We start from the raw sequence: 20612 nt of genomic DNA, 5'->3' as shown, positions 1-20612 counted from the left end.
CAACTTAGACAGTGCCTAAGCTAACCCCCTCACTTTAGCAGGGGGCGATCGTCAACTGAAGGAACTTTCTCGCGCCATTAAGTGGCGATATTTTGGTCATCAAAGGCTTGGGTGCAGCATATCCCACAATAGCCAAAGGGCGATCGCCAAGAGACTACCACCCGTCAGCGTTTGTAATCGCTGTTCCGAGAGGTACTGTGATAGCCAGCGACCAATCAATACCCCAATCAAACTAGTGGTTACTAAGGCCAAAGCTGCTCCCAAAAACACCAACCAAGGGGAGGCAGCGCGGGCAGCCATGAAAAATACAGCAATTTGAGTTTTATCGGCAAATTCAGCCAAAAAAACGGTTAAAAACGCAACCCCGAACTCTCGCCATGGCAACGCGCGCTTAATCACCGACTGCCCTCTAGGCGTCCGTCATTTCCTCAACCGTCTCGGTGGTTTTCGTCTCTGGGCGATTCTCCGTATTTAGGCGGCGGCTGTAGCGACCCGAAGAACGCTTGCGAAACTTGCGAGCATAGGCTTGGTTACGAAGAGCTTTTTCTTTCTTGGGATTGCGGCGTTTGGCCATGCTTACCTCAATGGTGGGGTGGTCTCAGCACTCAACAAAAATTAAGGACAGAAACTTTATTCTATCGGAATTTTTCCCCTAGCACAAGAAGCCTGTGATCGAAAAAACTGTGACTATACCCCCTCACAAAAATGAGAAACCCCCTAAGCTTTCACCTAGGGGGAGGAGGAGTCTTGTTCTGGCAGAAAGTTGCGAATTTAAGGGACTACTTGGTTTCCGAAAACTCAGCGTCAATCACTTCGTCACCACCACCACTGCTACCGCTGCTGCTGGAGCCAGTTCCATCACTGGACTGCGCACTTTGATAAACACTGGAGCCGACGCTGTAGAGGGTTTGTTGCAGATCCTGCATCAGCGATTTCACCCGTTCAAAATTAATGGATTCAATGGGTTTCTTCTCGGCTTCAGTGCCGATTTCCGAGCGCAGGTTAGCAATGAGGGCGGTGAGGCGGTCTTTATCGCTGGTGGAGACTTTGTCAGCCAATTCGGATAGTTGTTTCTCCGCTTGGTAGCAGAGTTGTTCCGCTTGGTTTTTGGTCTCGATTTTCTCGCGTTTGGCTTTATCAGCAGCGGCATTCATTTCCGCTTCGCGCACCATGCGTTCTACTTCATCCTTAGGCAGCGTTGAGGCGCCGGTGATGCTAATGGACTGCTGTTTGCCGGTGCCTTTGTCGCGAGCGGTGACGTTGAGAATACCGTTGGCATCAATATCAAACGTGACTTCGATTTGGGGCACACCGCGGGGTGCCGGCGGAATGCCATCCAAACGGAAGGTGCCGAGGCTCTTGTTATCGGCGGCCATTTCCCGCTCCCCTTGCAGGACGTGGATCTCCACATTGGTTTGACCATCAACCGCAGTAGAGAAGACCTCGGATTTTTTCGTCGGGATCGTGGTGTTGCGGGGAATAATTTTCGTCATCACGCCGCCAAGGGTTTCCACCCCCAAAGACAGCGGTGTGACATCAAGGAGAAGAATGTCTTTCACTTCCCCTGCCAGCACCCCAGCTTGAATAGCGGCACCCACCGCCACGACTTCATCGGGGTTCACAGTCTGGTTGGGGTCTTTGCCCAATAGCCGTTTGACCAGCTCTTGGATGGCAGGAATGCGGGTAGAGCCACCCACCAGTACCACTTCGTCAATTTGATCTTTGCTGAGTTTGGCATCCCTGAGGGCTTGCTCAACGGGTACGCGACAACGGTCAATGAGGTCAGAGCAGAGTTCCTCAAATTTGGCGCGGGTGAGCGTCATGTCGAGGTGCTTAGGCCCATCCTGCGTTGCAGTAATGAAGGGCAGGTTAATTTCCGTTTGCATGACGCTGGAAAGTTCAATCTTGGCTTTTTCTGCCGCTTCTGTCAGCCGTTGCAGCGCCTGTTTGTCTTTGCGCAGGTCAATGCCTTCTTGGGCACGGAAGGATTCAGCCAAGTAGTCCACAATTTTCTTGTCAAAGTCGTCACCACCAAGGTGGGTGTCCCCGGAGGTGGCGAGCACTTCAAAAACGCCATCACCGACTTCAAGGATGGACACGTCAAAGGTACCACCGCCAAGGTCAAAGACAAGGATGGTTTCATTGGCTTTTTTATCTAGGCCATAGGCCAAGGAAGCGGCGGTGGGTTCGTTGATGATCCGCAGCACTTCAAGACCGGCAATTTTGCCAGCATCTTTGGTGGCTTGGCGCTGCGAGTCGTTGAAGTAGGCGGGCACAGTAATCACCGCTTGGGTGACTTCCTCGCCAAGGTATTTGCTAGCATCCTCTTTTAGTTTGCGCAGGACTTGAGCAGAAATTTCTTCGGGGGCAAACTGTTTGCCAAGGGCGGGGCAATCCAGCTTGACGTTGCCATTGACGTTCAAAACTTTGTAGGAGACCTCGGTGGCTTCGTGGGTCACCTCATCAAAGCGACGGCCAATAAAGCGCTTCACAGAATAGAAAGTATTTTCGGGGTTCATCACTGCTTGCCGTTTGGCAATTTGACCCACGAGGCGATCGCCATTTTTGGTGTAGGCAACAACGGAGGGCGTTGTCCGAAACCCTTCAGCATTGGCAATAACCGTGGGCTTGCCCCCTTCCATGACGGCCACACAGGAGTTGGTGGTCCCCAGATCAATTCCGACAACTTTTGCCATAGCGACGAAAACTCCCTTTGCAGGCTAACTTCGATGCGGGGCACAGCACCCATATTGGGCTTAACCCTCTCTCCTTCCTATAGTGCGATCGCTCCCGCTCTCTGCAAAAGGGGGATTTACCGAACCTACACAGGGTGGTCAGCCGCGTAGGGCAAAGGATCCACAAGCCCTAATTCGGCAAAGGCCGCTAAACGCAATCGACAGGCATCGCAGCGACCACAGGCCTGTTGGCCATCGCTGTAACAGGACCATGTTTTTTCCCAAGGAACGCCGTACTCATTCCCCAGACGAATGATGTCTTTTTTGTGGAGTTCAATGAGGGGGGTGACAATTTCAATGGGCTGGCCTTCACGCCCCTGCTTGGTACCCAAGCGATAGACCTCCTGCATTGCAGCAATATAATCAGGCCGACAGTCGGGATAGCCAGAGTAATCGAGGGCATTGACGCCAATATGAACCGTTTGCGCCCCTAGGGCTTCGGCATAGGCAAGGGCAACACTCAAGAAAATCGTATTGCGGGCGGGGACATAGGTAATGGGAATCTCTTGGCTCATGGTAGCCAGATCGCGATCGCGAGGCAAGTCAATCGTTAAATCAGTCAAGGCAGAGCCGCCCCACAACTGCAAATTCAAGGAGACCATTTGATGCTGAATCACGCCGGCGGCGGTGGCAATGGCGATCGCGGCTTCTAATTCCCGCCGATGGCGCTGCCCATAGTCAAAGGAAAGGGCATAGCAAGCATAACCCAGTGCCTTGGCACGAAATAACACCGTGCTGGAGTCTAACCCCCCTGAGAGCAACACGACGGCCTTTGGTGTCGTCATCATAGCTGTCTATCAAAACCTTTACATTTGGCAATGCTGTGGTAGCATCTTTCTGAAAATGTTCATTCTGTGAGTTGCTACTTACGGCGGGCGATCGCCAACACCAAGCCTTTCCCCGGTTGCGTAGAGGAGTGAAATAACTAGACATGAGTTCTGCCGTCCGTCCCCAGCCCGAACCACTGCGCATTGGCGTTATCGGTGTTGGCAACATGGGTCAGCACCATACCCGTGTTTTGAGTTTACTCAAAGATGTCGAACTTGTGGGCATTTCTGACGTGAATCTGGAGCGGGGCATTGATACCGCTAGCAAATATCGGGTGAAATTTTTTGAAAACTATGTGGATTTACTGCCCCACGTTGAGGCGGTGTGTATTGCCGTGCCCACCCGTCTCCACCATGAAGTGGGCATTACCTGCTTGCGCCACGGGGTACATGTCTTGGTGGAAAAACCGATTGCCGCCAGTATTAGCGAAGCAGAATCGCTCGTCAACGCAGCAGCGGAGTGCCAGTGCATCCTCCAAGTCGGACATATTGAGCGCTTTAACCCTGCATTTCAAGAACTGAGCAAAGTTCTGCGCACTGAGGAAATCCTTGCCCTTGAAGCCGATCGCATGAGTCCCTACTCCGATCGCGCTAATGATGTCTCAGTGGTTCTCGACTTAATGATCCACGATATTGACTTGCTATTGGAACTCACCAATTCCCCTGTGGTGCGCCTAACGGCCGCCGGCAGTCGCTCTGCCAACTCTGGGTATCTGGACTACGTGACCGCCACATTGGGCTTTGCCAACGGCATTATTGCCACCCTCACGGCCAGTAAAGTCACCCACCGCAAACAACGACGCATTGCTGCCCACTGCAAAAATTCCCTCACGGAGGCCGATTTCCTGAAAAACGAGATTCTCATTCACCGCAAAACCACCGCATCGTGCAGTGCCGATCATGGCCAAGTTCTCTACCGCCAAGACGGTCTCATTGAGAAGGTCTATACAAGCAATATTGAACCCCTCCATGCTGAATTGGAGCACTTCGTCAACTGTGTTCGTGGTGGTCAACCTCCCTCGGTGGGTGGGGAGCAGGCACTCAAAGCGTTGCGCTTGGCCAGTCTCATTGAGCAGTTAGCCCTTGATGGCCACAGTTGGGGACAGTTGGATGCTTCCTTGGCGGCACTGATTCGTTAGCACGCATCGCCCTCGTTTCCTTGCGCTAGGGTAGTAAGTACAGCAGCGAGGGTTGTGTCAATGACGGATCTGGAAGGTTGTGCCTTTTTGGCAGCCCAAGCAAAGGTGAAGTCCTATCTCGCCTACTGGTTTCAGCTGGGCAAACGGCTGTGTATTTGGGGCGGAGCGCATACGGTGCTGCCGCAACCTGTCCTTCAGGGCGATCGCTACAGTCAAGCCTTTGAGGCCTGCTGGGTCTATGTGATCTCTGGTCAGGCAGGAGACTGCTTTCTTGAGGACACGGCGGAGACGATTACGCAACTCTTGAGCGACTGTTGGGACATTACCCCCTGTGCCCGCTGCCAAATGCCTGTGCCTCTACCCTGTCATGGGTTACCCCCTGTACACTGTCCCTGTGCCAGTCTGCCCAATTGGCCGAATTTTGAGTTACCGCTGCCCCGTAGCCCCATTAATCCCCGCACTCACCTATTGTCACTAAAAAAACGCCTCAGTCTTTAATGTGTGGGATTTGCCCCTACCCCCGATTGTTGCCCCTCAATGGCAGGCGCCACACGACAATCTCACCTTGTATTCCAATGCGCTGCATCTTTGGTGGTTAACGCTTCCCCCTGATGTGCCCCGTGAGGTTACCCTGCGCGCCTATTTACGACGCTATCAGCCGAATCTTGGCGAGAAGCCTCTACCGCGTACCGCTGGGGGTAAGCCCTATTTGGATGCTTTGGAATTTAACTGGAGCCATAGTGGTAACTTAGCGGTGTTGGCCGTGAGTGGCCGGGCGGCTGTAGGGGTAGATGTAGAAATATTGCGCCCCTGTCCTCAGCGTTCAGCCATTAGTCGGCGGTTTTTTGGGGCGGCTCTGCAACAAAGGATATTAGAGGGGAGCGATCGCTCGTTTCTACAGGCTTGGACATACTATGAAGCGTGGCTCAAGGCTCAGGGGATCGGGGTATGGCAGCGGACGGCGGCTCAGCCTTTAGAACATTGGGCAGTCAGTTTCCCCGTGGGCGATCGCGCCATTGCCAGTGTTGTTGTGCTAACGCCAACGCCGCTCCAGTGTGTCTTTTTTCGGCCAGAAGTAGTGGGATAAATGAATGTTCACACTTGAAAACGACGTAGATGCTCCAAGATATTCATCGACGCTTTAACCTGCTAATGCTGACCATGAATAGATGAGATGAGGCTGCCACTCACTGGGGGGCTGTTGGGTGTAGGCTTGGCGATCGAGATCCATCGGTAGGTTGAGCATTGGATCGCTGCCGGTGGCCACGAGAAACTCAAATCCCTTCAGGGTTGGCCATTGGCAAAATTGCCGCAGCAGGGTTTGCACCGCCAAGACATAGGGATGTTCTGGCTGCTGATACCACTGGCGATCGGCCACATGGGGTTGGTCAAAGCCAAAGTGAACAATCAGGTCAGGATGTCCAAAGATGGCCTGCGCAACGGGCCGAGCTTCTTCGCGCACTAGCAAATGGACGCCTGCGGCCAGATGACGTATTTTTTCCAACCGCTCATAGCGATCGCCCGCATCTAATTGCGACTCCTGCCAGCGAAAGGCCACTGTGATCAGGTAAGTTTGTAGCAGTAGATGCCCCAGTTTCTCCGCCTTAGTCGTCAAGTAGGGGGTGTTGTAGGGCGTCGCTTCAATCAGCAGGGGCACCCGATCCACCACTTCGAGGCCATAGCCCTTGAGGCCAGCAATTTTACGGGGGTTATTGGTAATCAGGCGAATCTGCTTCACTCCCAAGTCATTGAGCATTTGGGCGCCAACGCCATAGTTACGCAAATCCGCTGGGAAGCCGAGGTGCTCATTAGCTTCCACGGTGTCCATTCCCAAATCTTGCAGGGAATAGGCACGTAGCTTGTTGACTAGGCCAATGCCACGACCCTCTTGGCGCAGATAAACCACCACACCGCGTCCTGCCGCGTTAATCATTTTCAGAGCCGCTTGCAGTTGCATCCGACAATCGCAGCGCAGTGAACCGAGGGCATCGCCCGTCAAACATTCAGAATGAACGCGCACCAGCACGGGTTGCTCGCTAAACGTGGCAGGATCTCCTTTGACAATGGCGACGTGCTCCGATTGATCGAGGGAATTGCGATAGCCATAGATTTGAAATTCACCGAACTCCGTCGGTAGCTTGGCCACAGCTTCGCGGCGGACAAAACGCTCATGCTGGAGACGATAGCTAATTAAGTCGGCAATGCTAATAATCTTCAGTTGGTGGGTGCGAGCATATTCAATGAGTTGGGGCAGCCGCGACATGGTGCCGTCGGGATTTTGAATCTCACAGATGACCCCCGCTGGGTAGAGACCTGCCAACCGTGTCAGATCGACGGCGGCTTCGGTATGGCCGGCTCGCTTGAGAACCCCCCCAGGGCGCGATCGCAGGGGAAAGACATGGCCGGGGCGACGTAAATCTTGAGGCTGGGTCGTCGGGTCAATGAGGGCTTGAATGGTGCGGGCACGGTCTTCGGCGGAAATGCCTGTGGTCACGCCCCAACGGGCACCGGCATCAACACTCACCGTAAAGGCAGTTTGGTTGCTATCGGTATTTGTTGTTACCATTAAGGGCAAATCCAATTCATCGAGGCGATCGCCCTCCATGGCGAGGCAAATCAATCCTCGGGCATGAACCGCCATAAAGTTAATCATGGCTGGGGTCACACGCTCAGCGGCACCAATGAGATCCCCCTCATTCTCACGATTTTCATCATCCACCACGACGATAACTTCACCCCGCCGCAGGGCATCCAACGCAGATTCAATCGAGTCAAACACAGGCACATCCGCCAAGGCAGTTCCTTCCAGAATTTTTAAGGCTCCTTATTATTAAGTTACAGCCTTTTTCACGAGGATTGGGTGCCCGCAGCACTAGCAGGTAGGATTGCACCAACTTTTCAAGATAGTATTGAACAGCGTACGATCTCCCACGAAAACCCATCTGTGGCTCTTTCCCTTGTGGAAATGCTAAAAACCTCGTCATCATAGTGAAAGGTTTCACCAGCCAATCTGCTGCATGTCTCATCTATTGCTCATACTGGTTATCATTGTTGGCGCGTTAGTCCTCCTAGGGTTAGCGCTTTATCTCCTGTTTCCTCGCAAGTACGAGTCTGCCCGCTCTGTCGCCGAGTCCTATGACGACTGGACCGATGACGGCATTCTTGAATTTTACTGGGGTGAGCATATTCACCTTGGCCACTATGGTTCGCCCCCCCGTCGTAAAGACTTTCGCCAAGCAAAGGCAGATTTTGTCCATGAAATGGTGCGCTGGGCGGGTCTCGATCGCCTGCCGCCGGGGACAACGGTTTTGGATGTGGGCTGTGGCATTGGCGGGAGCAGTCGTATGCTAGCGCGTGACTATGGCTTTCACGTGACGGGAATTACAATCAGCCCTGAACAGGTACGGCGGGCGCGGGAACTCACTCCTGCGGATCTCAATGTGCAGTTTCAGGTGGATGACGCTCTAGCCTTGTCATTTCCAGATGCCAGCTTTGACGTGGTTTGGTCAATTGAGGCCGGCCCCCACATGCCCGATAAACAGCAGTTTGCTAAGGAATTACTCCGTGTCCTAAAGCCGGGGGGGATTCTTGTGGTTGCCGATTGGAACCAAAGGGACGATCGCCAGCACCCCTTGAACCTCTGGGAGCGGCTCATTATGCGGCAGCTCTTGGATCAATGGGCACACCCCGCCTTTGCCAGTATTGAAGGCTTTGCCGAAGCCCTTGCCGCAACGGGTTTAGTGGCTGGAGAGGTGATCACTGCTGACTGGACACAGGAAACGCTCCCCTCGTGGCTAGATTCAATTTGGCAGGGAATTGTGCGACCAGAGGGGCTGATTCGCTTTGGCCTACCGGGGCTAGTAAAATCTTTGCGGGAAGTACCCACCTTTCTGTTGATGCGGCTTGCCTTTGGCATGGGACTGTGCCGCTTTGGCATGTTTCGCGCCGTGCGAGCAGAAGTTCCTGCGGTCTCCCTTGACCCAGCCTCTCAAGTTAACTGCTGATAGATGATTGGATACATCATGCCCCAAATGGCCGGCTGTACATCCTTGAGAGCGTGATCACTGTCCAATTCCACCCGACTCACCCAAGGGCGGCCTTCACAGTAGCGACGACTGGCTTCGATGGGAATCACCTCATCCTGAAGACCATGGAAAATGAGGGTAGGCACAGGCCGCTGCAGCTGGCGATCGTCGTACTCTAGTAAATCCTTGGCAAAACCATAGCTAAGGGGGAGCAGGCGCTCTTGCGTGTAGTGATACACCTCCAGCACACCCGTTTCTTGCCAGCGGCGGTATTGATCGCCCAAGCGCGGCAGCCAATGGATCGCAAACTCAAAGGCAGGTGCCAGCAGAAACAGTTGCACCACTTGGGAATGCTTTTGCGCTAGCCAAGCAGCCGTCAGGCCACCAAAACTGGAGCCAATCAATGTGACGGGTTCCTCTGGGGCGAGCAGCGCTTCTACTTGGTCAATTTGACGACTTAAGGTCAAATGAAAAAAATCCCCCTGATTGAGATCAGGAATGAGTAGCGGTTGACCGAGTTCCGCAAAGCGATCGCGAAAATACTGAGCTTTACTTGAGCGCGGCGACGAGGCAAATCCATGGAGGTAGAGATATTGCATTGCTCAATAATCCCTTGTGAGGAGCGGACATATTTTTGTCGCACTTTGTCAATAATCTTAACAAATTAGCCCTTTAGCCATAGGTTGTTCAAGGGTGATCATTGAAAATAATTCAGAATGCTGATCAAACAGCTCAACAACAATTCCTTATTTTGAAGGAACTGTTACAGTTTCTCACAACTCGCATCAACACCGCGATTTCAATGCTACGATGCCGTTGAATCTGGCTACAGCCCTTTTCGCAAGGAGGGCAAACGCTCAAAACTGCGAAAGCCCCTATGGGAGAGGATTGCATCCCCTTTATGGTTCCCATATCCAAGAAAAGGGTTGTATCTGGCCGATCTTAAGAATGAAAACGTGAGAGATTGAGGATCGAACGCATGACAACACTCACTGGGCAACCCCCGCTCTATGGTGGCAGCACTGGCGGCCTCCTCAGCGCAGCGGACACCGAAGAGAAATACGCCATCACCTGGACAAGCCCCAAAGAGCAGGTTTTTGAAATGCCGACGGCTGGGGCTGCGGTTATGCGTGAAGGGGAAAATCTTGTTTACCTTGCCCGTAAGGAGCAGTGCCTTGCCCTAGCCGCTCAGCAACTGCGTCCCCGCAAAATCAATGACTACAAAATCTACCGCATTTTCCCCGATGGTGAAACGGTGTTGATCCATCCCAAGGATGGTGTTTTCCCTGAGAAGGTGAACCAAGGGCGTGAAGCCGTCAACTCAGTGCCCCGCTCCATTGGCCAAAATCCCAATCCTTCGCAACTGAAGTTCACCGGCAAGAAGCCCTACGATCCATAGGTCGGTGCTGAGCTATCTCCTGATGACCCCCTATGGATCAACCATGGGGGGTATTGATTTTAAAGTAACGTTGTGATTGAGCAGTGCTGCTGTAGAGGTTTTTAACTCATCGGGATTCAAGAGTGCTGCCGTAGAAGCCTTTAACTCCCCATGGGTTTGGCGCAGGTTTCTCAGGTTCTGCGCAAGGGTGAGGATCGGCTCAATGGCTGCCTTGGCATCGGCATACCCTTGTGCTTGCAGGGCGGCAATGCGATCGCTCCGGAAATCGAGCAAGCTTTCTAGACTCCCCAGTACAACCGTGTTTGAAGTATTCAGCACTGTCTGTGGTCGAATCTCAATGATTGTCAAATTAGGGAAGTCATAACGATTCCAGGGCACCCCATCCTCAAGGTGAATGACAATGGCATGGGTACAGCCCCGCTGCGCCAACGCTCCCAAGGGCACATTATCCTGAAGTGCCCCATCCACATAGGTTTGACCATTGACCTGTCGCTGCGGAAAGGCCAAAGGAACGGCCGCACTCGCCAGCAGCAAGTTCAATAACGTCTCTGGGTCATCCATATCCTGTGCCCGCAGCCACTCAGCTTTTGTGCCTGTCCAAACGCGACACATGTCAATCAATGTCATCAACAGGTTATAGCCCAGACCCGGAATTTGCAATGAGGGAAAAACCGTTACCCAAAGCTCCGTACCCCGTTTCAGTTGGTTGTAGTTTACATAGGAGTGCACAAGTTCTTCGATCGGGCGCGGGTCAAAGAAGGAATAGCATTTGGGGAGAATCCCCGTCACTGTCAAAAAAGTATTGATCCATCCCCCAAATTCAGGTAAGGCAGATTGGATGCCATAGCTGATGAGAATGCTGAGCCAGTTGGGGTTGGCGGAGATGATATTGGCGGCACCAATCTCACGCCAAATCTCCTCGAGCTTGCTCACACCCCGAGCCAATTGCTGGGGATAGCTGGCAATGATGGCGCCATTGAGGGCACCGATACTGGTACCTGCAATAATGTGCGGTTCAAATCCCTGTTCAGCGAGGTAGCGCAGTGCCCCCACTTGGTAAGCACCTTTGGCACCACCACCCGTGAGGACTAAACCAACTTTTGAACCAGTGTTTAGCATAATCACTCCTTGGATTTCAGAGACTGGAGGGAATGCAACGTTGCAGCGGCAGTTTCATGAACAATCCGCTGAATGACTTCTTTGGCATCTAGGGTATAAGGAGGGTGCTGAAGGACAAAGGAAGGCTGCTGTTGGCAGTATAGTGTTGACATATTGCGCAGCAAGGGATAGGAGTCTGAATAGCGGCAACTCGCCAGAATGTCGTAAACGATCTCTGTATCCTCTTGTGCTGTTGCTTGCCGAGTTACTTTTAGCAGCGTTGCGGTACTGAAGAAATGCTTGGGTAAGTAGTGCCGCTGGTGCGCCAAAATTTCATTCACCAGTAGGTCGCGATAATAAGTGACTTGTTGTTCAAGTTCTAGGTAGGCAATGGAACTGTTGTAGATTTCGCGGGCTAAAAATAGGATTTGGATAGCCCAAGGGAGATCGTGATAGCTTTGGCCACTTCGCCAGAGAGAGAAAATGCGATCGAAATCTTCCCGTGCCGTCACTCGCCGTTCAAGGGTAGCAATACGTTTCTCTTGCTCTTGAAACTTGCGATCGCAGGTCTCAATTAAACTATTCAATAAACTATTCAATGCCTGAGTGTTGTGATTAAGCCCCTCACGAGTTTCTCGAAGAGAGTGCTGCGTAGCTACAAGACATTCACGAGTTTCTCGGAGGGAGTGTTGGGTAGTGACAAGAGCATACTCAGTAAATTGAAGCTTTTCAATCAGTTCATTGGTAATGCTCAGTAATGCTTCCTGTCCTCGGGTCAAGTTTTGGGCAAGAAGGGTATCTTGCTGGTAAGTGCGACCTGTTAAACTATCCAGTAACCTACCCAAAAAACCTCGATTGGCGCGATACGCTATCAAAGACTGATTTGTGTGAATGCTGTTAGCTAGATCAATCAGTAGCTGATCATTGGCAAGAGGGATTCGCTCTTCAATGGCTAAGTAATTCATAAAATCTACAACGCAAAAAATTACTTTAATCGACTTAAATAAATCGGCATCATCAGCAGTCAGGAAGTACTGGGGGCTAGGTTAGCACAAAAGATAAAAAGTGTTGACACTGTAGGGTAAGGAAAGTCGAATCTGCAATAAAATTTAATAATTTGTCAACTCAGTATTCACCTTCAATACTGCTGATCAGAACTTGCTCTACTCGGCTCGAATAAATTGAAATATCACACTTCACTTTTTGAGCATCCTCCTCGAGCTGCTCTAGTTGCTTCATCACTTCTTTTTCAACCTCAAGTATACCTAGGGTTGCTTGATAGCTTCTTTTTCGCAAATTAATGTCTTCAAGAAGCTTATGAATAAAGCCGTGAGTGATGTTTAGAGATTCCCTGATTACTTTCGGTGCAGCAATTTTAATGAGTTCACTAATCACTTTAGTGAAAAACTGATAAAATCCTGAGCGTTCATACCACTGCTCTCTAGCTTTCTTAGTAAACGCGTCTTTGTCAATCTCTTTTAAGTTTTGTTCCCAGTCATCCCTAAGAATTTCTCTTGCCAAGTCTTTGGCTTCAGGTCGAGTCCGCCAGTCTTCTCCTAAGCCATGCTGCTTCAGGAAACGAGCAGCACAATAGGCTCGTTGGGCAGATACCTCGAAAACATGAGAGCTAGGAATTCTAAATTCCTGCTGCACAAACTCCCGCACTTCTGCAGGAGTCATATCCCCTCTGCGTCGTTGATCAACTTTGTTTACGAGGGCATAGATATTTTCAGTTCCACCACGAATCTCAGCAATTGCCTGAACGGTTTCTTGAACACTTTTAGCCGCTTCAGTCTTGAGTTGGGTAAAGTCTAGGACAACCAAAATGAGACTACTACGCTCAAGTTGTTCAGCAAAAATATTCTTGATTTCTAAGTTCTCGCCTGCTTCGTTAGGACCTGGAGTGTCAATAATGACAAGGTTGCCCACTGTCGTATTGATGGGCTGATCCTCAAGGGTAAAGGGCGCGACCCTAATTTGAGGCAACTCCTGCATTCGTTTTATGACATTACAGTTGGGAACAAGTTCACTCGCTAAACGCACGATGTCATTCATGGGATGCAAGACTGTGCGGATATTTTCAACGCCTTTTATCTGTCGCTCGAATAGGAAGGGGTTGCTAATAATGTTGATTAGTGTGCGGGTCAAATGAGGATATCGCTCGCGCAATAGTTTCTCAACGCCTGTGCGATCTGTTTGACATTTCCAGTGAATATGATCAGCAGTCTCGCGAAATAAACTGACCAGCCCTTCGGGAACCATCAGAATAGGTTCAGCAATATTAGGGTCTAAAATGATTTCTGTTGCAGTAGCCGTCATTGCCGTGTTGCGAGCCGGTAGGAGGGGTTGACCGACGACTGCATTGATAATCGTGGATTTGCCGGCTTTCATCGGAGCGACCACGGCCATGCGTAGAGCCATTTCCTCAACGTTGGCGAGGGCTTGTCGAATCGCTAGTGTACCTGAAAATTCTGTGCCTGTTGCTTTATGAAGGTTGTTGTAGCGTTCAACAATGTCAACGGCTTGTTTCAGCAAATGAATGACATCTTGGCGCAAGTCTTCTACTAGAGTTTCACTTGGCTGAATGTCTTGGGCAATGCCGGGGGGGATAGCCGTGGCCATATTATCAGCAGTCAGGGAGTACTGGTGGTTAGGTTAGCACAAAAGATAAAAAGTGCTGACACTGTACGGTAAGGAAAGCTGAATTAATCACTGATTAGAGGAATTTTCTGGTGAATCGCAGGAAGAACCATAATTTTCCAGAACTTCCTCTACTCGACGCGAATAAATTGAAATATCACACTTCGCTTTTTGAGCATCCTCCTCGAGCTGCTCTAATTGCCTCATCACTTCTTCTTTTTTAACAGCAGACTTTCTCTGATATTCTTGGCTCTCAATCAGGGTTGTTCGATAATCCTTGAGATAGCTACTGAGATACTCGATGTATTGTTCTGCTTCTACTTTAAAACCTTTTTCTAAATAATTATTAACCTCTTGTTCTATTTGATTCGCTTGGGTGTCTACTTGTCGATTGATTTCCTCAACGACTTTATTGAGATAGACTACATATTCTTGAATAGTCTCTGTATAAATTTCATCCACTTCCTTAGGAATTAGCCAAAACCAGTGCCACCAAAATCTCTTTTCCACTTTTCGAAATTTATTGACAGTCCTAGTTAAAGCTTCGGGTCGAAGTTCAGAATTGCCAAAACTAGCCTTTGAAACCTGAAAATTAGGAAGGCTTAATTGCACATTAAAAGTCATCTGGAGTCGTTCTCTTGCTTTTTCTAGGATAGGCTGAGTTTCTTCCTCTATTTCTTTCTTTAATCCAAGGATTTTTTCTCCTACAAATTTTTCAATCTTTTTCTGGGTGTCAGCAAAAGATTTTTCCACTTCTTGTGAAACTAGGTTAAATATTTTTCTCTGAAAATCTTCTGCGTCATCCTTTGAACTAAAATTAACCCTCAAGTCATCGTTTGAGCCAAAACTAATCGTCACATAATCCTGATGCTCACGAAAGTTGCCGTTGGCTAAAAAGTCTGTGATAGAAAGTATTGGTTTTTTGAGGTTGTTTGTGATAGAAAGTATTGGTTTTTTGAGGTGGTCTGTGAAAAGCATTACTTTTTTGAAAATATCAGCCTGCTCATACTCTTTTTGAGAAAAAAGACGACTAACGTTTGCTCTTGCCTTGTTCTTCAATTTAAAGACTTCACTGGCAATCTGATTCTTAATTTTTTCTTGATACTCCTCGACAATATTCAACAGATTAGCCGAACTTTCAATTTTCTTAATATCTTGATTTAGTTTCTTAATTTCATCCTCAAGTGTACCTAGGGTTGCTTGATAGCTTCTTTTTCGCAAATTAATGTCTTCAAGAAGCTTATGAATAAAGCCGTGAGTGATGTTTAGAGATTCCCTGATTACTTTCGGTGCAGCAATTTTAATGAGTTCACTAATCACTTTAGTGAAAAACTGATAAAATCCTGAGCGTTCATACCACTGCTCTCTAGCTTTCTTAGTAAACGCGTCTTTATCAATCTCTTCTAACTCTTTTTCCCACTCAGCCCCAAGAATTTCTCTTGCCAAATCTCCGGCCTCATCTCGAGTCCGCCAGTCTTCTCCTAAGCCATGCTGCTTCAGGAAACAAGCAGCACAATAGGCTCGTTGGGCAGATACCTCGAAAACATGAGAGCTAGGAATTCTAAATTCCTGCTGCACAAACTCCCGCACTTCTGCAGGAGTCATATCCCCTCTGCGTCGTTGATCAACTTTGTTTACGAGGGCATAGATATTTTCAGTTCCACCACGAATCTCAGCAATCGCCTGAACGGTTTCTTGAACACTTTTAGCCGCTTCGGTCTTGAGCTGGGTAAAGTCTAGGACAACCAAAATGAGACTACTACGCTCAAGTTGTTCAGCAAAAATATTCTTGATTTCTAAGTTCTCGCCTGCTTCGTTAGGACCTGGAGTGTCAATAATGACAAGGTTGCCCAAAGCGGTGTTGATAGCCTCGCCTTCAGAGGTAAAAGGTGCTACTCTGATCTGGGGTAGCTCCCGCATCCGCTTTACAGGGTTGTAGGCAGGAACTATTTGGCTGGCTAAACGTACCAAATCATTCATTAGTTGCAGGGCTTCACGCACACTTTCGACACCTGTTGTTTCTTCTTTGAATAAAGTGCCGTCATTCCTGATAATGTTTTCAAATGTGGTGTCAAGATGAGGATATTTCTGTAACTTAGCTTTAACGTTGTCACGATTCCTATTGTATTCTTGGCGGATTTTCACCGCTGCCTTTTTGAATAAAGCGAGGGTTTCTTCGGGGACAAAGAGAACAGGTTCAGGGTAGTTTGTATCTAAAACGATTTCCGTTGCAGTAGCGGTCATGGCAGTATTGCGGGCAGGCAAAAGCGGTTGACCGACAATTGCATTGATAATCGTGGATTTGCCAGCTTTCATGGGGGCGACCACGGACATGCGTAGAGCCATTTCCTCAACGTTGGTGAGGGCTTGCCGAATCGCTGCTGTACCTGAAAATTCTGTTTTTTCTTGAGATGAATCCCTCTCTGCTGTTTTATGGAGGCTGTTGTAGCATTCAACAATGCCAACGGTCTGTTTCAGCAAATGAATGACATCCTGGCGCAAGTTTTCTAGTAGGGTCTCACTTGGCTGAATGTCTTGGGGAATGCCGGGGGGGATAGCCGTAGCCATACAATCAGCAATTAAGAGCAATTAAAAGAGGACTGAAGCCTATGGTAGCACAAAGAATAAAAACTGTTGTAATCTACAGCTCTTTCCTAAAAGAAAAAGGACACGCTCCCTGTAAACATTGATTTTGGCTGCTTTGAGCGCATTCAGGACTTAGGGAAAAGACCGTTAGGGTTTTAGTTCTTAACAAAAATTAATGATTAGCCTTCTATGGGTGAGCCTGATCCTTGTCCACAGGTGTTTTCCCGATTACTATCCCATGATCGGTCTGTTTTAGCGATCGCCCCCCTTGACTGGTACAAATAGAGTGAATGAAAAAGCGGTGACCTAAATGAGTCGTACCCCCTTAATTGAACGTCTTGCGGCTGAAATTGGCCGCGATATCTATATGGATGTGGCCAAATGGCATCTGTATCTCGCTGATGCCAAGCTGGCAGCCCCCCTTGCCGAAGCCTTTTTGCCCCTCCTAGAGCAGGGGGAGGTTAATTCGGCGCAGGTCACGAGTGTCTTGCAGGAGGTTTCAGTTCCCCTTGGCGGGGGTCAGCAGTCCCTTTCCCTCGATCGCCTGATTCCCAAGGCCAACCAAGAGCTGCTGGTAGAACTGCTCAACCGTTTTCGCCAAGAGGAGCTTTAGCCCTAGTGCACGGTGCCCCATTCCTGTTGGGCATTGACGGGGGGCAAGAGATACAGGCGCAACAGGTGGCCGGCGATCGCCAACTGGTGAGGAAGCTTCCGCAAGGCCTTCAGCCACTTGGGTTGCTTGCTGGCTTCAATGGCTTGGAGTTTTTTATGGATTTCGACACAGCGTTGCAGCCGCGGATAAAAGTCAGGGTGATCGACATTGAGCACCACCGAGAAGGTGCGAGCGGCCGTTTCATTGGTTTTGGCAATGACCTCGCGATCGAATTCCGTGGCATCAAGACCAAGGGCTTCATAGAATTTGGCACGCTCATGCACCGTCAGCGTATGGGTGGCAAACACCGTCAGCAGGAAGAAGCGCATCCATAGTTTGGCACCCCAGCCTTGAATCAATTGAGGTTGGGAGTGGATCAAGGCCTTGAAAATATCGCCGTGGCGGTTTTCGTCTTGGCACCAACTTTCAAAGTAGTTAAACAGGGGATAGAAGGAATGTTCGGGGTGCTTTTCTAGGTGACGGTAGATGATGATGTAGCGCCAGTAGCCAATTTTCTCCGATAGATAGACGGTGTAGAGCACCCATGGCAGGGGGAAAAACGTGTAGGTACGCGCCTTGGAGAGATAGCCCAAGTCCATGGCATGGCCAAAATCCATCATTGCCTTGTTGAGAAACCCTGCGTGCCGCGCTTCATCCCGTGCCATGAGGTGAAAGATTTCCGCCAAGAGAGGGTGGCGATTCTTCAGCTTGCGCGAGAGTTCCTTAAAGAGCAAAAACCCTGAAAACTCAGAGACACAGGAGCGCTCGAGGTAGTCAATAAAGGCTTTGCGGGTCTCTGCATCCAAGGTGTCCCATGTGCCTTTGAAGGCGTCGTCGCGGACAAAGTGATGGCGGTTGTAGTCTGCCCGCATTTCCGCCAACATTGCTTCGAGTTGTTCCTGCTGGCGACTCAGGTCAAGTTTTGCTGCCTGTTCAAAATCTGTTGTGTAAAAGCGGGGGGTTAAAAGGTTTTCGCGAATAGTTTTAACGCTCTGACTCGCATCGGGATTGGGGGCGATCGCCACCATAAGCCTTTCACTCCTATAGAACTAAACCTATGCAGGTCATACCGTTTTACTATACTATATCCCTCAGGACGGTCAATAACCGTCTTGACGATTTTGCAAAAGTAGGCAGTTTTGTAATGTTTTTTGAAGTTTCGCTTGACAGCCATATGGTCAAAAAGTAATACTCACCCTTAGTTTGCCCTTCTGCCCCCGTTCAGCCCACGGCCATTCGTCGTTGGCAGGATGAACTCATCTCAAAAAAGATTGTTAAAAACTGATTTCAGGAGTTACAGGTATGACCGTGCTCTCCCTTGCGCTGCGGGAAGGAACTGCTGAGGCTCACAGCTTGGCCGAACACACCGCCTTCATGAAATGTTTTGTCCGCGGGTTGATTACGCCGAGCCTCTTCCGCCAGTTCTTGGCCAATCTCTACTTTGTGTACACTGACCTCGAAGCTGCCTTAGCCAGTGCTACGGGCGATCGCCTGCGGGCGATGTATTTTCCCGAACTCAACCGCAGTGGCCAACTGGCCGAAGACTTGGCCTTCTACTACGGCGACAATTGGCGCGATCAGATTACCCCCCTCACAGCCACTCGCGTTTACCTCAGTCGCATTCATGACCTCGCCCAAAGTGATCCTCTGTTGCTCATTGCCCATTCCTACACCCGCTATATGGGGGATCTCTCTGGGGGACAAGCCCTGAGTAAAATTGTGCGTTCCCAGTTAGCGCTCCCCGAAGGCAAGGGCACCGCCTTTTACGAGTTTCCAGCCCTGCCGACCCCAGAAGACAAGAAAGCCTTTAAGCAGCGGTATCGGGAAACCTTGGATAGCCTCAGCCTCGATGAGGTCGCGATCGCCCGCATTGTCAAGGAAGCCAACTTTGCCTTTACCCTCAACTGCCACCTCATGCACGCCCTAGAGTCGGAGCTAAAAGCCACCGTTGGCGAGCAGGTCTGGCAGTCCGTTGTTGAGAACCAACCGAGTCGGCGGGAGCAACCCCGTCCTGAAGCTGTTGCCGTTTAAGGCCCACTGTTGATCTTGTTAGGAGCTTGCAAACATCCATGAGTGTGGTTCAGCCAATTCAATTTGATGGGGCATTGCTGCAAAAATACGATCGCCCCTTGCCCCGCTATACCAGCTATCCCACGGCTGCCGAGTTTACTGCTGACTTTGATAGCCATTGTTTCCAGCGGGAACTGCTGCGGAGTAACGCAGGGCATCTGCCTCTGTCCCTATACGTGCATATTCCCTTTTGCCAAACCGCCTGCTATTTTTGCGGTTGCAATGTCATCGTCACCCAAAGCCAAACCATTGCCAAAACCTACTTGGATGCCTTAGCAGAGGAAATTGCCCAAGTGGCGGCACGGCTGGATCGCACTCGTCCAGTGATTCAAATGCATTGGGGCGGCGGTACCCCCAACTATCTCACCATTGACCAAGTGGAATCCCTGTGGCGGACGCTCACCCACCACTTTGAATTTGCCAACGATGCCGAAATTTCCATTGAGGTCAATCCCCGCTATATCGACCGCGAGTATCTCTTTCGCTTGCGCGATCTGGGCTTCAACCGCATTAGCTTTGGTGTGCAAGACTTTGATCCTCAAGTTCAGCTGGCTGTCAATCGGGTGCAGCCGGAGGCGTGGCTCTTTCAAGTGATGGAGTGGATCCGCGCTGCTGAGTTTGAGAGTGTCAACATTGACCTGATCTACGGCCTGCCTTTTCAAACGGTGCAATCTTTTGAAACCACAATTGCCAAAACAGTGCGCCTTGACCCCGATCGCATTGCGGTCTTTAACTTTGCCTATCTTCCCAATTTGAAACCCATCCAAAAGCGAATTGACCCTGCTACCCTACCCGATGGCACGACCAAACTGGCCATTTTGCAGCGGGTCATTGAAACGCTAACTAGCCAGGGTTATCAGTACATTGGCATGGATCACTTTGCCAAGCCCACGGATGAGCTGGCGATCGCCCAAGCAGCAGGAACGCTCAAACGCAACTTTCAGGGCTATACGATCCTGCCCCCTGCAGATTTGATTGGCTTTGGTCTGACCTCAATTAGCATGTTGCAGGAGGCCTATGCCCAAAATCAGAAGCATCTAGCCACCTACTTTAGTGACATTGCGGCGGGGCAATTGGCTACAGAACGCGGGATTCAACTGCGCCCTGAGGATCTGCTGCGCCGCACCATCATCATGGCACTGATGTGCCAATTTACCTTGGACAAGGGGGCGATCGCTCGCCAGTTCCAGCTGGACTTTGATGCCTACTTTGCTCCAGAGTTGGCCGCACTCCAAGACTTGGCTGCCGATGGCCTGATTCATTTAGGGCGCGATCGCCTAGAGGTCACCCCCGTAGGCCGACTCCTCATCCGCAATGTGGCTGCCGTCTTTGATACCTACCTGCAACACAAATCTGGTAAGACATTTTCTAAGGCCATTTAGGCTCAGCCGAGGATTGCCCTGAGGATTGTCTTGGTGGCTCAGATTCTCTAGATTACAAC

At 50.2% G+C, this 20612-nt stretch carries 19 protein-coding genes; 8 read left to right on the top strand and 11 right to left on the bottom strand.

What is annotated here, in order from left to right; genetic code table 11:
* Nucleotides 1–99 precede the first annotated feature (99 nt).
* From RHH53_RS11320 to queC, 4 genes are all read right to left on the bottom strand, one after another.
* Nucleotides 100–399, bottom strand: a complete 300-nt coding sequence (locus RHH53_RS11320; protein WP_206200235.1) for a TMEM165/GDT1 family protein — start codon at nucleotides 397–399, stop codon at nucleotides 100–102.
* Between the two features lie 10 nt (nucleotides 400–409).
* Nucleotides 410–574 (bottom strand): hypothetical protein, encoded by a 165-nt coding sequence (locus tag RHH53_RS11315; RefSeq protein WP_011057571.1) that lies wholly within the window; start codon nucleotides 572–574, stop codon nucleotides 410–412.
* Between the two features lie 205 nt (nucleotides 575–779).
* On the bottom strand, nucleotides 780–2696 hold the full coding sequence (gene dnaK / locus RHH53_RS11310) for a molecular chaperone DnaK (protein WP_206200234.1): 1917 nt from the start codon (nucleotides 2694–2696) through the stop codon (nucleotides 780–782).
* 125 nt (nucleotides 2697–2821) lie between these two features.
* Nucleotides 2822–3523 carry a 7-cyano-7-deazaguanine synthase QueC gene (gene queC / locus RHH53_RS11305; protein WP_206200233.1) on the bottom strand — a complete coding sequence of 234 codons (702 nt, stop codon included), beginning with the start codon at nucleotides 3521–3523 and terminating at the stop codon, nucleotides 2822–2824.
* Between the two features lie 143 nt (nucleotides 3524–3666).
* Between queC and RHH53_RS11300 the strand changes: the two genes are divergently transcribed.
* From RHH53_RS11300 to RHH53_RS11290, 3 genes are read left to right on the top strand one after another with little or no spacing between them, the layout of a single operon-like run.
* On the top strand, nucleotides 3667–4701 hold the full coding sequence (locus RHH53_RS11300; RefSeq protein WP_149819497.1) for a Gfo/Idh/MocA family protein: 1035 nt from the start codon (nucleotides 3667–3669) through the stop codon (nucleotides 4699–4701).
* A 60-nt stretch (nucleotides 4702–4761) separates the two neighbouring features.
* Nucleotides 4762–5199, top strand: coding sequence for a hypothetical protein (locus RHH53_RS11295; RefSeq protein ID WP_225901575.1), 438 nt, complete (start codon nucleotides 4762–4764; stop codon nucleotides 5197–5199).
* 1 nt (nucleotide 5200) lies between these two features.
* Nucleotides 5201–5788: a 4'-phosphopantetheinyl transferase superfamily protein gene (locus tag RHH53_RS11290; protein ID WP_310743804.1), complete on the top strand. Its 588-nt coding sequence runs from the start codon at nucleotides 5201–5203 to the stop codon at nucleotides 5786–5788.
* A 54-nt stretch (nucleotides 5789–5842) separates the two neighbouring features.
* On the opposite strand, the gene ribBA is transcribed toward RHH53_RS11290, so the two are convergent.
* Nucleotides 5843–7486 (bottom strand): bifunctional 3,4-dihydroxy-2-butanone-4-phosphate synthase/GTP cyclohydrolase II, encoded by a 1644-nt coding sequence (gene ribBA, locus RHH53_RS11285; RefSeq protein ID WP_310744268.1) that lies wholly within the window; start codon nucleotides 7484–7486, stop codon nucleotides 5843–5845.
* Nucleotides 7487–7718: 232 nt separating this feature from the next.
* On the opposite strand from ribBA, the gene RHH53_RS11280 reads away from it, so the two are divergent.
* Complete coding sequence (locus tag RHH53_RS11280; RefSeq protein WP_310743803.1) at nucleotides 7719–8705, top strand: methyltransferase domain-containing protein; 987 nt, start codon at nucleotides 7719–7721, stop codon at nucleotides 8703–8705.
* Here RHH53_RS11280 and RHH53_RS11275 read toward each other — a convergent pair.
* The gene (locus RHH53_RS11275; RefSeq protein ID WP_310438501.1) at nucleotides 8690–9325 is read right to left on the bottom strand and encodes a YqiA/YcfP family alpha/beta fold hydrolase; all 636 of its coding nucleotides are present in this window, start codon (nucleotides 9323–9325) and stop codon (nucleotides 8690–8692) included. The two genes, RHH53_RS11280 and RHH53_RS11275, sit on opposite strands and share 16 nt — an antisense overlap.
* Before the next feature lie 380 nt (nucleotides 9326–9705).
* On the opposite strand from RHH53_RS11275, the gene RHH53_RS11270 reads away from it, so the two are divergent.
* A complete protein-coding gene (locus tag RHH53_RS11270; protein ID WP_149819488.1) occupies nucleotides 9706–10125 on the top strand; it encodes a photosystem I reaction center subunit II PsaD in 420 nt (139 codons plus the stop codon).
* Between the two features lie 30 nt (nucleotides 10126–10155).
* Here RHH53_RS11270 and RHH53_RS11265 read toward each other — a convergent pair whose 3' ends face one another.
* The 4 genes from RHH53_RS11265 to RHH53_RS11250 all read right to left on the bottom strand — a co-directional run bounded on the left by RHH53_RS11265 (nucleotide 10156) and on the right by RHH53_RS11250 (nucleotide 16431).
* The gene (locus RHH53_RS11265) at nucleotides 10156–11244 is read right to left on the bottom strand and encodes a patatin-like phospholipase family protein (RefSeq protein WP_310743802.1); all 1089 of its coding nucleotides are present in this window, start codon (nucleotides 11242–11244) and stop codon (nucleotides 10156–10158) included.
* Nucleotides 11245–11246: 2 nt separating this feature from the next.
* Nucleotides 11247–12188 carry a diguanylate cyclase regulator RdcB family protein gene (locus RHH53_RS11260; protein WP_302678327.1) on the bottom strand — a complete coding sequence of 314 codons (942 nt, stop codon included), beginning with the start codon at nucleotides 12186–12188 and terminating at the stop codon, nucleotides 11247–11249.
* A 160-nt stretch (nucleotides 12189–12348) separates the two neighbouring features.
* A complete protein-coding gene (locus RHH53_RS11255) occupies nucleotides 12349–13845 on the bottom strand; it encodes a dynamin family protein (RefSeq protein WP_310743801.1) in 1497 nt (498 codons plus the stop codon).
* A gap of 87 nt (nucleotides 13846–13932) precedes the next feature.
* Entirely contained in the window at nucleotides 13933–16431 is a 2499-nt protein-coding gene (locus tag RHH53_RS11250; protein WP_310743800.1) for a dynamin family protein, read from the bottom strand.
* 328 nt (nucleotides 16432–16759) lie between these two features.
* On the opposite strand from RHH53_RS11250, the gene RHH53_RS11245 reads away from it, so the two are divergent.
* Nucleotides 16760–17062 (top strand): DUF3181 family protein, encoded by a 303-nt coding sequence (locus tag RHH53_RS11245; RefSeq protein WP_206200224.1) that lies wholly within the window; start codon nucleotides 16760–16762, stop codon nucleotides 17060–17062.
* A gap of 2 nt (nucleotides 17063–17064) precedes the next feature.
* Here the strand turns inward: RHH53_RS11245 and acsF are convergent, their stop codons facing one another.
* The gene (gene acsF / locus RHH53_RS11240; RefSeq protein WP_310743799.1) at nucleotides 17065–18129 is read right to left on the bottom strand and encodes a magnesium-protoporphyrin IX monomethyl ester (oxidative) cyclase; all 1065 of its coding nucleotides are present in this window, start codon (nucleotides 18127–18129) and stop codon (nucleotides 17065–17067) included.
* 274 nt (nucleotides 18130–18403) lie between these two features.
* Here acsF and RHH53_RS11235 point away from each other — a divergent pair, with 274 nt between their 5' ends.
* Both RHH53_RS11235 and hemN read left to right on the top strand, forming a co-directional pair.
* Nucleotides 18404–19132 carry a biliverdin-producing heme oxygenase gene (locus RHH53_RS11235; protein WP_310743798.1) on the top strand — a complete coding sequence of 243 codons (729 nt, stop codon included), beginning with the start codon at nucleotides 18404–18406 and terminating at the stop codon, nucleotides 19130–19132.
* 38 nt (nucleotides 19133–19170) lie between these two features.
* Nucleotides 19171–20553 carry an oxygen-independent coproporphyrinogen III oxidase gene (gene hemN, locus RHH53_RS11230; RefSeq protein ID WP_302678321.1) on the top strand — a complete coding sequence of 461 codons (1383 nt, stop codon included), beginning with the start codon at nucleotides 19171–19173 and terminating at the stop codon, nucleotides 20551–20553.
* The last annotated feature ends 59 nt before the right edge of the window (nucleotides 20554–20612 follow it).

The sequence above is a fragment of the Thermosynechococcus sp. PKX82 genome, assembly GCF_031583255.1.
Taxonomy (GTDB): domain Bacteria; phylum Cyanobacteriota; class Cyanobacteriia; order Thermosynechococcales; family Thermosynechococcaceae; genus Thermosynechococcus.
Note: the sequence above shows the minus strand (reverse complement) of the source record. Positions and strands in the feature narration are given on the sequence as shown.

Excerpts from the sequence above, each read along its gene's own strand:
- acsF (WP_310743799.1), bottom strand. The coding sequence starts at position 18,129 with ATGGTGGCGATCGCCCCCAATCCCGATGCGAGTCAGAGCGTTAAAACT.
- RHH53_RS11300 (WP_149819497.1), top strand. The coding sequence starts at position 3,667 with ATGAGTTCTGCCGTCCGTCCCCAGCCCGAACCACTGCGCATTGGCGTT.
- queC (WP_206200233.1), bottom strand. The coding sequence starts at position 3,523 with ATGATGACGACACCAAAGGCCGTCGTGTTGCTCTCAGGGGGGTTAGAC.
- hemN (WP_302678321.1), top strand. The coding sequence starts at position 19,171 with ATGAGTGTGGTTCAGCCAATTCAATTTGATGGGGCATTGCTGCAAAAA.
- RHH53_RS11280 (WP_310743803.1), top strand. The coding sequence starts at position 7,719 with ATGTCTCATCTATTGCTCATACTGGTTATCATTGTTGGCGCGTTAGTC.
- RHH53_RS11275 (WP_310438501.1), bottom strand. The coding sequence starts at position 9,325 with ATGCAATATCTCTACCTCCATGGATTTGCCTCGTCGCCGCGCTCAAGT.
- RHH53_RS11255 (WP_310743801.1), bottom strand. The coding sequence starts at position 13,845 with ATGGCCACGGCTATCCCCCCCGGCATTGCCCAAGACATTCAGCCAAGT.
- RHH53_RS11250 (WP_310743800.1), bottom strand. The coding sequence starts at position 16,431 with ATGGCTACGGCTATCCCCCCCGGCATTCCCCAAGACATTCAGCCAAGT.
- RHH53_RS11235 (WP_310743798.1), top strand. The coding sequence starts at position 18,404 with ATGACCGTGCTCTCCCTTGCGCTGCGGGAAGGAACTGCTGAGGCTCAC.
- RHH53_RS11315 (WP_011057571.1), bottom strand. The coding sequence starts at position 574 with ATGGCCAAACGCCGCAATCCCAAGAAAGAAAAAGCTCTTCGTAACCAA.
- dnaK (WP_206200234.1), bottom strand. The coding sequence starts at position 2,696 with ATGGCAAAAGTTGTCGGAATTGATCTGGGGACCACCAACTCCTGTGTG.
- RHH53_RS11295 (WP_225901575.1), top strand. The coding sequence starts at position 4,762 with ATGACGGATCTGGAAGGTTGTGCCTTTTTGGCAGCCCAAGCAAAGGTG.
- RHH53_RS11270 (WP_149819488.1), top strand. The coding sequence starts at position 9,706 with ATGACAACACTCACTGGGCAACCCCCGCTCTATGGTGGCAGCACTGGC.
- RHH53_RS11265 (WP_310743802.1), bottom strand. The coding sequence starts at position 11,244 with ATGCTAAACACTGGTTCAAAAGTTGGTTTAGTCCTCACGGGTGGTGGT.
- RHH53_RS11260 (WP_302678327.1), bottom strand. The coding sequence starts at position 12,188 with ATGAATTACTTAGCCATTGAAGAGCGAATCCCTCTTGCCAATGATCAG.
- RHH53_RS11245 (WP_206200224.1), top strand. The coding sequence starts at position 16,760 with ATGAGTCGTACCCCCTTAATTGAACGTCTTGCGGCTGAAATTGGCCGC.